We start from the raw sequence: 12145 nt of genomic DNA on the forward strand, positions 1-12145 counted from the left end.
GTTCAAAGGAAGCCTCCAGCGCTGTCTCCGCAGACGTAGTCCCTCTTCCACGCGGCCTGCTCGGTTGCTTCATGGTCAGATGCGATGAGGGCCGAGCGGGTACCCGGAGAACCAATCCGCCTCGATCTCGCTGCTCAGGTAGGGTCGTACGAAGGCCGACTGGGTCAGCGCTCGCAGCCGCTCTTCGCGCTCAGCAATCGCCTCGATGTCGCTGACGGTTGGATAGTGCCGCAGCAGTCGATATGCCTCTTGCCGCACCTCTTTAGGCACGGCTTGGCTGGCCGCTAGCTGCCTGAGGAACGCGCCCGCCTGCAGCACATTGCGGGTGCGCTCAGATGGCATCGTCATGACATCAAGAATGACTAGCACTAAGGAATGCTTAGCTTATCGCGTTTGTGGCCGGCCAGGGCACGGTGCAACTACAGACCTTGCGATTCCTGTATTAATGTAATATAATCAATAACTTAATTCGCATAAGTGAGCGTTATGTCCATGGAGTGAGGGCCAATAGGAACGAGCAGGTAGCCTGAGCCTTCCCATGATGGGAAGGTCAACAACGCGGGACGGATTACCACTCAACTTGCCTGTCGTTTGACCTTCCCACCGTGGGAAGGCTCATCGTCACGCCGTCGGCAAACCGCCGATGCTTTTGGAGGGTTGTCCATGAATCTCGTTGTTGAAGGTATGACCTGTGGTCACTGTGTCCGAACGGTCACCCAAGCCATTCAGGCCCTTGACCCCCACGCCCAGGTGGACGTCGATCTGGGCAGTGGCGTGGTCAAGATCGAGGGCCTGCTTGCCGTAGAACAGGCGGTTGAGGCTATCCAGCGGCAAGGCTATGTGATCGCTGCGGTGCTCCCTTCTGAGGCTGGTACGCCGGCCGCCCCGGCCGTCGCATCCTCCTGCTGCGGCGGATGCCACCGCTGAGTCCGCGCGAGGGCTTGATCCTGATCAATGACAGTCGGCCCCAAGAGGGCTAGACTGGCCATCATGAGAGCTCGCACGTCCCCTGCCCTGATCTGCCCAGCGTCCGCAGGCGCTGCTTCGGGCGTGCGGGAGCTGTCATGGTGAGGCTGCTGAGGCGGTGGCGGCGACCCCGTTCTCGTGCCCGACTGGCATGGCTGGGACTGTGGGCGCTGCTGCTGCAGCAACTCGCGCTGGTGGCTTACGCCTGTCCGCTGGAATCGGTGGAAGCTGGACAAGCGACCCTGATGGTCGGTTGCGAAGAGATGTCCACGCCGGATCCCGATGCTCCGGCGTTGTGCGACCAGCATTGCCAGCGCGATCACATCGCCACGGCCGATGCGAAGGCCCCTCAAGTGCCTTACCAGCCCGCGCTGGCCGCCTTCGCGCTGGTGCAGGCTCTGTTGCCACCGGTACACGCGCAGTTGTATCGGGATGTTCCGGTGTGCGTGTCCGATCCGCCTCCCCTGCAGCGCTTCTGTAGCCTGCTGATTTAAGCCCCCTCCTGGATTGACCCGTGCTCGTGCTGCATGCGTTGCAGCGCGCTCGTTGTCGTTTCCCGGAGGTCTTATGGAGATGTCTTTCTTCTTGCGTGCAAGGCGCAAGATGGCGTGTGGGTTCGTGTTTGCCCTGGCGCTCAGTGGTCCTGTGCTGGCGGCATCGCCCGCTATCCCGATCAGCTACACAGAAGCCCTACAACGGGCGCTTGCTAACGCCCCAACCCTGCACGTGCGCCGATCGCAGATCGATGCCAGTACCGAAGAAGCCGCGCGTGCTGGCGCGCTTCCCGACCCACGTTTGATCGTGGGGCTGGCGAACTGGCCCGTCAGCGGACCCGATGCCTTCAGCTTGCGGGCCGATGAGATGACCACCCAGCAAATCGGTCTGATGCAGGAGTTTCCTGCGCGTGCGAAACGACGTGCCGAGCACGCGTTGGCGCAAGCGACGCTGGCGCAAGCGCGCTCACTGTCGATGGCCGAACAGCAGATGGTGGCCCAAGCGGCCGCGCTGGCCTGGATCGAGCTGTGGAGTACGCAGCAAGCCGTAGATGCGTTGGAAGGTCTGCGCGAGCCGGCCCGTATAGCCGAGCGTGCGGCGCGTGCTCGCTTGGCAGGCGGCACGGCCGGGGCCAGTGATGTGCTTGCCGCCCAGGCCGCCCTACTGCAGTTGGACAATCGCCTGGAGCAGGTACATGCGGAGCACGCCGCCGCGCAGGCCGGCCTGGCGCGGTGGTTGGGTATTGCACCAGAGGCGATCTTGGCCAGTGGTGCGGCACCGGATTTTTCGCAGTTGCCATTGGAGCCCACCCAACTGCTGGCCAAACTGGACCAACACACGCCACTACTGGGCTGGGAGGCACGCGAGAGCTTAGCCCAGGCCCAGGTGGATGCGGCCGTGGCCGAAACCCGCCCGGATTGGAGTGTGGAGCTCACCTACGGACGTCGCGAGCGCGCACCCGACGGCATGGCGCGCAGCGACATGCTCATGGTGGAAGTGGGTGTGGGCCTGCCGCTGTTCCAGAAGAACCGCCAAGCACGAGGCATCGCGGCACGGCGGGCCGAGCTGGAGGCGGTGTCCGCAGAGCGCGATGAGGCCCGGCGCATCCAAGCCGAGTCGGTGCAACGCGCGATAGCGCGATGGCGCGGGTTAACCGGCCAGTTGGAGCGCCAGAACACGCAGAGCCTGCCTTTGGCGCGCGATCGTGCACGCACGGCGTTGGCCGCCTACGGCGCCGGTGCCGACCTGCAGCCGTGGCTGGAAGCGCGGCGCGATGAGATCGAATTGCACCTGGAGAACGCCCGTCTGCTGGGCGAACAGGGCCGTGCCTGGGCGGCACTGGCCTATCTGCTACCCCATGAGGAGAACACGCCATGAGCCCGACCAAGACGCGTCTCACACAGCTCGCCGTGGCCCTCGGGTTGCTGGCGCTCGGCTTTGCCGGCGGCTACGCCTGGATGACTCGAACCTCTGATACCACCCCGCCCCCCGGCACGAGCGTCGCAGATCAAGCACGCAAGGTGCTGTACTGGTACGACCCCATGGCGCCGGAGCAGCGATTCGACAAGCCGGGCAAATCTCCGTTCATGGATATGGAGTTGCTGCCCAAATACGCAGATGAGGCCATAGGGGGCGGAACGCAGATCGATCCGCGCCTGCAGCAGAACGTGGGCATACGCACTCAGGAAGTGACGGTAGAGTTACTAGGGACTGCCGTACGCGTGCCGGGCACACTGACGTGGGATCTGACCCAGGAAAGCGTGATCAGTGCGCGCATGGAAGGCTTGATCACCCACGTGCAGGTAAAGGCGCCGTTTACCGAGGTTCGTCGTGGTCAAACGCTGGCCACCGTGCAGGCCCCGGCATGGAACGCGGCCATCGCCGAAGCACATGCCCTGAGCCAAGCTCAGTCCGCGGGCGCGCGTGAGCTGCAGGGTGCGGCGCAACAACGGTTGCGTTCGTTGGGTGTTCCTTCTGGCGCCTCGGCCAGAAGTGGCGTCGTGCTTAGCGCAGACCACAGTGGTGTCGTGACCGAGATCCTGGCACGCGAGGGACAGACGGTGATGCCCGGTACGCCACTGTTCAAGATCAATGGGCTGGACACGTTGTGGCTGGAGGCCTCGGTACCCCAGGCAGCGCTGGGCACCTTGCGGCCGGGGACCTCAGTGCAGGCCACGGTCAGTGCCTGGCCGGCAGAGCGCTTTGCCGGACAGATCCAGGCGTTGCTTCCCCAGGTCGACATGGCTAGTCGCACGCAGCGGGCGCGAATTGTGCTGCGCAACCCGCAGCGTCGGCTGGTGCCGGGCATGTTCGCCGAGGTTCTGGTGCAGCCCGACGCCGAGCAGGCCCTGCCAGTCGTTCCCACGGAGGCGCTGATCGCCACCGGGCGGGACAGCCGGGTCATCGTGCAGGATCCGGACGGGAGCTTCCGGCCAGTGCGGGTGAGTGTGGGACGTAGCGTGCAAGGGCGCACGCAGATCGTGGCAGGCTTGGCCGGTGGTGAACGCGTGGTCGTCTCGGGTCAGTTCTTGCTCGACTCCGAAGCCAGTCTCTCCGGTGCGTTGGAGCGCCTGGGTGCTGCACAACCGACACGCCCTGCCAGCGCATCAGGTGTGCACGAGCGCCATGACGCCGGGCACGAACCACGCACTGTCGTGCCGTCACCGTCCAGACAGCCGGCGCCTGTCGCGCCAGACACCTCCACCTCTACGCCGCCGCGCTGCCCGGTGCAGTACTGGTATGACCCGATGGTGCCGGAGAAGCATTTCGACAAGCCGGGCAAGTCACCGTTCATGGATATGCAGTTGGTACCCAAGTTCGGCCCCGCCGCAGCCGCTGATTGCCAGGCAAGCGAGGTCATGTCCGAAGCGATGGAGGGCACACCATGATCGCGCGCCTGATCCATGCTTGCATCGCCAATCGCGTGCTGGTGCTGGTTGCCGCCGCGCTGCTGGCGGTGGTCGGTATCTGGTCGGTAAAGAACACGCCGCTGGATGCGCTGCCGGACCTGTCCGATACCCAGGTCATCATCCGCACGCAATGGGCGGGGCAAACCCCGCGCATCATCGAAGACCAGGTCACCTACCCGTTGGCCACCACGATGTTGTCCGTGCCGGGCGTGAAGGCGGTACGCGGCTTCTCCTTCTTCGGTGATTCATTCGTCTACATCCTGTTTGACGATGCCACTGATCTTTACTGGGCGCGCTCTCGAGTGCTCGAGTACTTGAGCCAGGTACGCGATCGACTTCCGCCGAATGTGAATCCGGCGCTGGGTCCTGATGCGACAGGACTGGGCTGGATCTACCAGTACGCCTTGGTGGATCGGACAGGTCAACGTGATGTGGGGCAGCTGCGTGCGTTGCAGGACTGGTTTCTTCGTTATGAGCTAAAAACCGTGCCGGACGTGGCTGAAGTAGCCAGTGTGGGCGGTGCGGTGCGCGCCTGGCAGATCCAGCCCGATCCGCAGGCGTTGGCGGCCCGTGGACTGACGGTGGCCGAGCTCATCGAGGCGGTGGATGCGGCCAACGGCGCTACCGGGGGCTCGGTGATCGAACAAGGCGAAGCCGAACTGATGGTGCGCAGCGAAGGCTACCTGCGCACACAGGAGGCGTTCGAACAGGTGCCGGTAACCGGCAACGACGGCATCCCCGTCCTGCTCGGCGAGGTGGCCACGATCAGTCGCGGGCCGGTCTTCCGTCGTGGTATCGCAGAGTTGGATGGTCAAGGTGAGGTGGCCGGCGGCGTGATCGTCCTGCGGACCGGCAAGGATGCCTTGGGGGCCATTCGGAACGTCAAAGCGCGACTGCAGGCGTTGCAATCCAGCTTGCCCGAGGGCGTGGAAGTGGTGCCGGTGTACGACCGCTCCGAGCTGATCCAGGATGCGGTACGCAACCTCACCCACAAGCTTGGCGAAGAGTTTCTGGTCGTAGCGCTGGTATGCCTGCTGTTCCTGTGGCACCTACGCTCGGCGTTGGTGGCCGTCATCACCCTGCCTTTGGGTATCCTGGCGGCCTTCATCGTGATGCACGCCCAGGGGATCTCCGCCAACTTGCTGTCATTAGGCGGCATCGCCATCGCCATTGGTGCGATGGTCGATGCAGCGGTGGTGATGATCGAAAATGCACACAAGCATCTGGAGCACTGGCGGGAGGCGCACGGCCGGGAACCTCAGGGTGAGGAGCGCTGGCAGCTGATGGCCCGCTCGGCGGCCGAGGTCGGACCGGCCCTGTTCGCCAGCTTGCTGGTCATCACCCTGTCTTTCGTGCCGGTTTTTGCCCTGCAGGCGCAGGAAGGGCGATTGTTCTCGCCTCTGGCCTACACCAAGACCTACGCGATGGCCGCCGCAGCAGGGTTGTCGGTGACCTTGATCCCCGTTTTGATGGGCTACCTGATCCGCGGCCGCATCCGCCCGGAACAGCAGAACCCCATCAATCGCATCCTGATCGCTGGCTATCGGCCCATCCTGCTGTGGGTCCTCAAACATCCCGGTGTCACCTTGCTGCTCAGCGGCCTGCTGCTAGTGCTCACCTTGATCCCCTTTAGCCGGTTGGGCAGTGAGTTCATGCCGCCCTTGGAAGAAGGCAGCCTGTTGTACATGCCCACGGCCCTGCCCGGCCTGTCCGCCGACAAGGCCCGTCAGTTGCTCCAGCTCTCGGGCCGGATGATCAAGACCGTACCGGAGGTTGAGCACGTGTTCGGCAAGGCGGGCCGTGCCGAAAGTGCGACCGATCCGGCACCGATCGAAATGTTTGAGACCACCGTGACCTTCAAGCCGCGGGATCAATGGCGCCCGGGCATGACCCCCCAGAAGCTACGCCAGGAGTTGGACGCAGCGGTCAAGATTCCCGGTCTGACCAACCTATGGGTCCCGCCCATTCGCAATCGCATCGATATGTTGGCCACCGGCATCAAGAGCCCGATTGGGATCAAGGTCTCCGGACCCGATGTGGAGCAGATCGAGCGCCTGAGCCAGCAGATCGAGCAGGTGGCCAAGACTGTGCCCGGCGTGAGTTCGGCACTGGCCGAACGCGTCACGGGTGGGCGCTATGTCGATGTACAGGTGCGCCCGGAAATCGCTGCACGTTACGGATTCACTCAAGGCCAACTCCAGCAACTGATTGCCACGGTCGTTGGCGGTGATCCAATCGGGGAAACGATCGAGGGGCGCGAACGCTATCCCATCGTCTTGCGCTACCCCCGTGGCCAGCGTGACTCGTTGCAGGCCTTGCAGGATCTGCCGCTGATCGCGCCAGGCGGTGTGCAACTGACCTTGAGCCAGGTGGCGGAGCTGTCAATCAGCCCAGGCCCGCCGATGCTCAAGAGCGATAACGGCCGGTTGGTGGGCTACATCTACGTGGATGTGGCCGATCGCGACTTGGGATCGGTGGTCCAGGACCTGCAAGCCGCGGTGCAGACCCAGGTGAGTTTGCCTGCCGGCTATGGTCTGGCGTGGTCGGGGCAGTACGAGTATCTGCAACGGGCTTTGGCACGCCTGCAATGGGTGGTGCCCGCGGCGTTGGCGATCATCTTCCTGGTCATCTGGATGGTGTTTCGCCGGCTTAGCGATGTATCCATCATCCTGCTCAGCTTGCCCTTGGCGTTGGTGGGCGGTTTCTGGTTGATCTGGGGGCTGGGCCATGCGATTTCGGTGGCCAGCATGATCGGATTCATCGCCCTGGGCGGCGTTGCGGCTGAGTTCGGCGTCATCATGCTGCTGTACCTGCGTCATGCCTGGGAGCAGCGCTTGGCCAGCGGTGCGCCGGAAGATGTGTCTACCCTGCAAGAGGCTATCTACGAAGGCGCCGTGCAACGGGTGCGCCCGAAGGCGATGACGGTAGCCGTCATCCTGGCCGGGTTGTTTCCGCTTTTCGTCGGTGCCGGTGCCGGCTCGGAGGTCATGCAACGTATCGCCGCGCCGATGCTGGGTGGCATGCTCACCGCACCGGTGCTCTCTATGGTGGTGATTCCCGCAGCGTTCTATCTAGTGCGGCGACGTGGATTGCGCGCGGCGCGGGGCGACCAATGAGAGACAGACTGAGCACTTGAGGTAAGTCCCCACAAAAAGACGCCAGTCATGGAAGAAGTCATGACTGGCGTCAAAGGGGAGAGTACCGCCTACATGCTTACTTATCAGTGCCCGGCGTGCGGGGAAATCTCAAAGCTCAGCGACGCCCGATCCGACACAAAATCCAAACCCTTTTGTGTAGAGGGCACAATGTGATTGGTGTGGATGTACCAGGTCTTGGCGGTGGTCACCTGGAAACTGGCTTGGCCTTGGGCATCGGTGCGCAGGAGCGTAGCGCTACCGTGCCCACCCTTGACCGGTGCGTCAGCACGATGACCGACGTACACGCGTAGGTTGGGCACTGGCGTGCCCTGCTGCAGCACCTGGAACGACAGCTGTTCGCCGACCTTCACGCTTCCAGGATTGCGGGCCAAGCGGATCTCCAGCGGATAGCCCAGCGAGGCAGCGAAATCGTCGGTCAGTTTTGTGCCCACCTGTCCAATGGTACGAGCATGCTTGGTATAGCTATAGGTGACCCCTTTGGGAAACTTGCTCGCATCATAGGTGGCCAGGGTATCGGGCAAGTCTTCCAACTCCAGGTACTTGCCGAACTCGCTGGCCGTACGCGTGCTGGTGGAGGCCATCGTCGAGACCCCCAGCAGATAGGTGCCCTCGCCCGCCGGATGCACGGTGAGCTGGCTCTGCTTGCCGACCTCTTTCCAACTGGCCAAGTCCGGTGCAGCCTTAGCGCCGCCCTGACTCAGCGAAACGTCCTGTAGACGCGCTCGGGTGACTGCACCTGCACTTTCATCGAAGGTGCCATTGTTCACCAACGCTGTGTTCGCCTCGCCCGCTGCGGTGCCAGGCTTGGAGAAAGCGACAAACAGGTCGTGCGCACCGGCACTGCCGGCCACAGCGAACAGCAGTAGTGTGGCGGATAGTTGCGTGTTTCTCATGATGTGTAGCTCCTCGTGATCGTGGCTTACCAGTGGTAACCAAAGCGGACATTCCAGCGACGACCCAGCAAGTCGTACGTCATGGTGTCGGTGTCGGTGTCGGTGTTGGGGTTGTTCTTCACGAACGGCGCCTTCTTATCGAGCACTTTTTCAACGCCGGCGGAGATATCCCACTTCTTCTTGATGCCGTAGCTCAGTTGCAGGCTGTGGTACACCACGCTGGACACATGCGAGCCGATCGTGTCGGGCACGGCGATGATGTCGTCCGCGCTGCCGATGTACTGCGCCGAATAGACGCCGGTCCAACGGTTCTTGCCCATACGCAGTGAGCCCAAGCCACGCCACTGGGTGTAGCTACCCAAGCCGCTGGTGATCTTGCCGGCGTACTCAATGGTGGTGGCCCCGGGCGTGAGCGCCCCCAACCCACGCGGGGTGAGTCTGGAGGTCCTGGAAGCCCTGCTGGATCTGGTCATGGCCTCGGGCAAGGTACGTGTGGTCGACGTGGCGGAACTGTGTCCGCCCCTGGATCCGGATCAAGCCACCGCACGTGTGGCCGCGCGTTTGATCCACCGAATGGTCAGTGCGCAGGCTCAGTGAAGTGATATCGGCTGGCAAAAGGCAGTGAGCTAATGGGAACGCTCAGCCAGCAACTGCTTCATTTGCGCGATCTCCTGTGTCTGCGAGGTAATAATGTCCTGGCAGAGCTTCACCAACTCAGGATCCTTCAGACGATTCTCCTCACACATCAGGATGGCGCCAGCGTGGTGGGGAATCATCGAACGGATGAACTGTTTGTCAGTGACCGCTGCTTGAGTGCGAATGCCCCACCAGCAGAACAGCATGAACGCCACCGTCAGACCAGCCAGAATCAGATTGCGTCGGCGATCGGGGTACATGCTGGACATTAGCCACAGCTCGATCAGCAGCATGGGAGCGGCCATCAGGCCCGCCATGTAGAACTGGTTCACGTTGTTATAGACGTTAGCCCACTGATCGACCATTGCGTACATCAATGCGTACATGGCCACGAAAGACAGGCCCATCATCAACAACAGGCGGCCGTAATGGCCTTGATGCCCTTGTTGTGCCTGGTGGGCAGGTTGGTGTGAGGCGTGCGGTTTTGCGTGCTGGGACTGCGGGTCTTGCGCGTTTTCGTGCGTACCGTGCGAAGAGGACATAACAATCTCCGTGGGAATGGCAGAACGGCGGAAGAACCCGCGAACTGTTGGAACAGCTCCCGGGCTGAGAACACTTACATACCCTTGCCGGCAGCGAATTCCTGCGGGCTCAGCTTGCCATCTTTGTTGCTATCGAGCATGCCAAAGTGCGGCGCCAGCTTGTGCTTGGCCAGTTCTTCCTTGGACAGCGAGCCGTCCTTGTTGGCATCGAGCTTGGTGAAATCGGCATCGGCCGCCGCCGGCTTGTGCTGACCGTGGTCGGTGGTGGGCGTGGTGGTCTGGCCGCCGGCGAAGGCCGCGCCCGCCATCAGGAACAAGGCCATCATCGAGAGGGAGGCATAACGCTTCATTGCAGTACTCCTTGTGGGATATGAGCCATCAGTGACAGGAATGGCCGCGCGCAGGCTCATCGGCGCGGTCAGGGTGGGGGGTGGCAACAACGGTGGAGCCGGACAAACGCAGGGCATTGGTGACCACCGAAACCGAGCTCAGGCTCATGGCCAGGGCCGCCATCATCGGACTGAGCAAAAGGCCGAAGCTGGGATACAGCAAGCCGGCGGCGATAGGCACGCCGATGGCGTTGTAGACGAAGGCGAAGCCCAGGTTCTGCTTCATATTGGCCACCGTCAAAGACGAGATGGCACGGGCTTGCACGATGCGCCTCAAATCACCCTTGACCAGGGTGAGCTGGGCGCTGGACATGGCCACATCCGTGCCCGTCCCCATCGCGATGCCCACATCGGCTGCCGCCAGGGCCGGCGCATCGTTGATGCCATCGCCAGCCATGGCCACGCGACGACCCTGGGCTTTGAGTTGCTGGACCAGGTCGGCCTTGTCCTGCGGCTTGACGCCACCACGCACATCCTCGATGCCCAGCGTGCGCCCCACGGCCTCGGCCGTCGCCTGTGCGTCACCGGAGGCCATCACCACGTGCAGGCCATCGGCACGTAGCAGGTTCAAGGCAGGCAAGGTCGTGGCTTTGATGGGATCAGCCACCGCAATGGCGCCGGCCAACCGACCATTGACCGCCAGGAACATCACGCTAGCGCCTTCTTTCCGAAGACGCTCGGCGCTGCTTTGCAAAGGTGCTACATCGGCGCCAACCGACGCCATCAGGCTTTGGTTGCCGAGCACGACATCCTGATCGGACACGCGCCCGCGGACGCCTTGGCCGGTGAGCGAATCAAAATCTTGGGCGGCCACCAGGTTCAAGCCACGTCGCTGGGCTTCAGCCACGATGGCCTCGGCCAAGGGGTGCTCACTGCCCTGCTCCAAGCTGCCGGCCAAACAAAGGATCTGATCGGCGTCGAAGCCGGCGTTGGAGAGCGTGTCGCGAAAGGCTGGACGCCCCTCGGTCAACGTACCGGTCTTGTCCACGATCAACGTGTCGATCAGACGTAGCTGCTCGATCGCCTGAGCATCGCGGAACAGGACCCCGACCTGCGCAGCGCGGCCAGTGGCGACCATGATCGACATGGGGGTAGCCAAACCCAAGGCACACGGGCAAGCAATGATCAGAACCGATACGGCATTGAGGACGGCAAAGGTCCAGGACGGTTCGGGTCCAAACAGACCCCATCCGAAGAACGTGAGCACCGCCGTGGCCAGCACGGCCAGGACAAACCAGTACGCCACCTTGTCCGCCATACGCTGCATCGGCGCGCGGGAGCGCTGGGCTTGGGCTACCAACTGCACAATCTGCGCCAGTACCGTCCCGGATCCGACTTTGTCCGCCCGGATGACTAAGGCGCCCGTCCCGTTGAGCGTGGCGCCTATAACGTGATCACCGACAGCCTTCTCCACCGGAATGGGTTCACCGGTCAGCATCGACTCATCGACACTGGCGCGGCCTTCGATGACTTCCCCATCGACCGGCACCTTCTCGCCCGGTCGTACGCGAAGCAGATCACCCACGTGCACGTCATCCAGCGCAACGTCCTCTTCGCCCCCATCGGGTTTGACGCGGCGAGCCGTCTTGGGCGCCAATCCCAGCAGGGACTTGATGGCCGCCGAGGTTTTGGAACGCGCCCGCAGTTCCAGCAGCTGTCCGAGCAGGGTGAGCGAGACGATGACCGCTGCCGCCTCGAAGTAGACCCCTACCCGTCCATGCTCGCGGAAAGAGTCCGGAAACAGGTCCGGTGCCACGGTGGCCACCACGCTGTAGCCAAACGCGGCGGCCACGCCGATGCCGATCAGCGTCCACATGTTGGGGCTGCGATTGCCGATGGACTGTAGGCAGCGCTCAAAGAAAGGCCACCCCGCCCAGAGCACCACCGGGGCGCTCAGCACGAGCTCAATCCAGGTGCGCGCCTGCGTGGACAAGCCGGGCAGACGGTGTCCCAGCATGGCCAAGACCAGGACGATCAACGTCAAAGGCAACGTCCACCAGAACCTTCGGGTGAAATCGCGTAACTCTGGATTGTCGTCCTCCTCCAGCGAGGGCATCTCCGGCTCCAGCGCCATGCCGCAGATCGGACAGGTGCCGGGACCTGGCTGACGAATCTGCGGATGCATCGGGCAGGTGTAGACCGTGGCGTGGGTACCGC

The 12145-nt window shown here is 63.0% G+C and carries 12 protein-coding genes; 6 read left to right on the forward strand and 6 right to left on the reverse strand.

Annotated features, from left to right (window positions below; genetic code table 11):
• Positions 1-75: 75 nt before the first annotated feature.
• Positions 76-369, reverse strand: a complete 294-nt coding sequence (locus tag ACSYS9_RS11915) for a BPSL0761 family protein (RefSeq protein WP_440569370.1) — start codon at positions 367-369, stop codon at positions 76-78.
• Positions 370-684: 315 nt separating this feature from the next.
• On the opposite strand from ACSYS9_RS11915, the gene ACSYS9_RS11920 reads away from it, so the two are divergent.
• The 5 genes from ACSYS9_RS11920 (at position 685) to ACSYS9_RS11940 (ending at position 7486) form a co-directional block, all read left to right on the forward strand.
• A complete protein-coding gene (locus ACSYS9_RS11920; protein ID WP_224482004.1) occupies positions 685-927 on the forward strand; it encodes a heavy-metal-associated domain-containing protein in 243 nt (80 codons plus the stop codon).
• 137 nt (positions 928-1064) lie between these two features.
• Entirely contained in the window at positions 1065-1460 is a 396-nt protein-coding gene (locus ACSYS9_RS11925; RefSeq protein WP_005413404.1) for a hypothetical protein, read from the forward strand.
• Positions 1461-1533: 73 nt separating this feature from the next.
• Positions 1534-2838 carry a TolC family protein gene (locus ACSYS9_RS11930; protein WP_153855341.1) on the forward strand — a complete coding sequence of 435 codons (1305 nt, stop codon included), beginning with the start codon at positions 1534-1536 and terminating at the stop codon, positions 2836-2838.
• A complete protein-coding gene (locus ACSYS9_RS11935) occupies positions 2835-4349 on the forward strand; it encodes an efflux RND transporter periplasmic adaptor subunit (protein ID WP_005413406.1) in 1515 nt (504 codons plus the stop codon). The genes ACSYS9_RS11930 and ACSYS9_RS11935 overlap by 4 nt, the downstream gene beginning before the upstream one ends.
• The gene (locus tag ACSYS9_RS11940; protein ID WP_005413407.1) at positions 4346-7486 is read left to right on the forward strand and encodes an efflux RND transporter permease subunit; all 3141 of its coding nucleotides are present in this window, start codon (positions 4346-4348) and stop codon (positions 7484-7486) included. Before ACSYS9_RS11935 ends, ACSYS9_RS11940 begins: the two co-directional genes overlap by 4 nt.
• A gap of 104 nt (positions 7487-7590) precedes the next feature.
• Here the strand turns inward: ACSYS9_RS11940 and ACSYS9_RS11945 are convergent, their stop codons facing one another.
• Both ACSYS9_RS11945 and ACSYS9_RS11950 read right to left on the reverse strand, forming a co-directional pair.
• Entirely contained in the window at positions 7591-8421 is an 831-nt protein-coding gene (locus tag ACSYS9_RS11945) for a DUF4198 domain-containing protein (protein WP_005413408.1), read from the reverse strand.
• 26 nt (positions 8422-8447) lie between these two features.
• On the reverse strand, positions 8448-8783 hold the full coding sequence (locus tag ACSYS9_RS11950) for a TonB-dependent receptor (RefSeq protein ID WP_239511223.1): 336 nt from the start codon (positions 8781-8783) through the stop codon (positions 8448-8450).
• A gap of 46 nt (positions 8784-8829) precedes the next feature.
• Here ACSYS9_RS11950 and ACSYS9_RS11955 point away from each other — a divergent pair, with 46 nt between their 5' ends.
• Positions 8830-9018 carry an arginase family protein gene (locus ACSYS9_RS11955; RefSeq protein WP_187756563.1) on the forward strand — a complete coding sequence of 63 codons (189 nt, stop codon included), beginning with the start codon at positions 8830-8832 and terminating at the stop codon, positions 9016-9018.
• Positions 9019-9047: 29 nt separating this feature from the next.
• Here ACSYS9_RS11955 and ACSYS9_RS11960 read toward each other — a convergent pair whose 3' ends face one another.
• From ACSYS9_RS11960 to ACSYS9_RS11970, 3 genes are all read right to left on the reverse strand, one after another.
• Positions 9048-9599, reverse strand: coding sequence for a DUF305 domain-containing protein (locus ACSYS9_RS11960; RefSeq protein ID WP_031269107.1), 552 nt, complete (start codon positions 9597-9599; stop codon positions 9048-9050).
• A gap of 74 nt (positions 9600-9673) precedes the next feature.
• On the reverse strand, positions 9674-9949 hold the full coding sequence (locus ACSYS9_RS11965; RefSeq protein ID WP_005413412.1) for a hypothetical protein: 276 nt from the start codon (positions 9947-9949) through the stop codon (positions 9674-9676).
• Positions 9950-9977: 28 nt separating this feature from the next.
• Positions 9978-12113, reverse strand: coding sequence for a copper-transporting P-type ATPase (locus ACSYS9_RS11970; protein WP_071227434.1), 2136 nt, complete (start codon positions 12111-12113; stop codon positions 9978-9980).
• Between the last annotated feature and the right edge of the window lie 32 nt (positions 12114-12145).

The sequence above is a fragment of the Stenotrophomonas sp. STK17_22 genome, assembly GCF_051983905.1.
Classification (GTDB): domain Bacteria; phylum Pseudomonadota; class Gammaproteobacteria; order Xanthomonadales; family Xanthomonadaceae; genus Stenotrophomonas; species Stenotrophomonas maltophilia_A.

Excerpts from the sequence above, each read along its gene's own strand:
- ACSYS9_RS11920 (WP_224482004.1), top strand. The coding sequence starts at position 685 with ATGACCTGTGGTCACTGTGTCCGAACGGTCACCCAAGCCATTCAGGCC.
- ACSYS9_RS11925 (WP_005413404.1), top strand. The coding sequence starts at position 1,065 with ATGGTGAGGCTGCTGAGGCGGTGGCGGCGACCCCGTTCTCGTGCCCGA.
- ACSYS9_RS11930 (WP_153855341.1), top strand. The coding sequence starts at position 1,534 with ATGGAGATGTCTTTCTTCTTGCGTGCAAGGCGCAAGATGGCGTGTGGG.
- ACSYS9_RS11935 (WP_005413406.1), top strand. The coding sequence starts at position 2,835 with ATGAGCCCGACCAAGACGCGTCTCACACAGCTCGCCGTGGCCCTCGGG.
- ACSYS9_RS11940 (WP_005413407.1), top strand. The coding sequence starts at position 4,346 with ATGATCGCGCGCCTGATCCATGCTTGCATCGCCAATCGCGTGCTGGTG.
- ACSYS9_RS11945 (WP_005413408.1), bottom strand. The coding sequence starts at position 8,421 with ATGAGAAACACGCAACTATCCGCCACACTACTGCTGTTCGCTGTGGCC.
- ACSYS9_RS11960 (WP_031269107.1), bottom strand. The coding sequence starts at position 9,599 with ATGTCCTCTTCGCACGGTACGCACGAAAACGCGCAAGACCCGCAGTCC.
- ACSYS9_RS11965 (WP_005413412.1), bottom strand. The coding sequence starts at position 9,949 with ATGAAGCGTTATGCCTCCCTCTCGATGATGGCCTTGTTCCTGATGGCG.
- ACSYS9_RS11970 (WP_071227434.1), bottom strand. The coding sequence starts at position 12,113 with ATGCATCCGCAGATTCGTCAGCCAGGTCCCGGCACCTGTCCGATCTGC.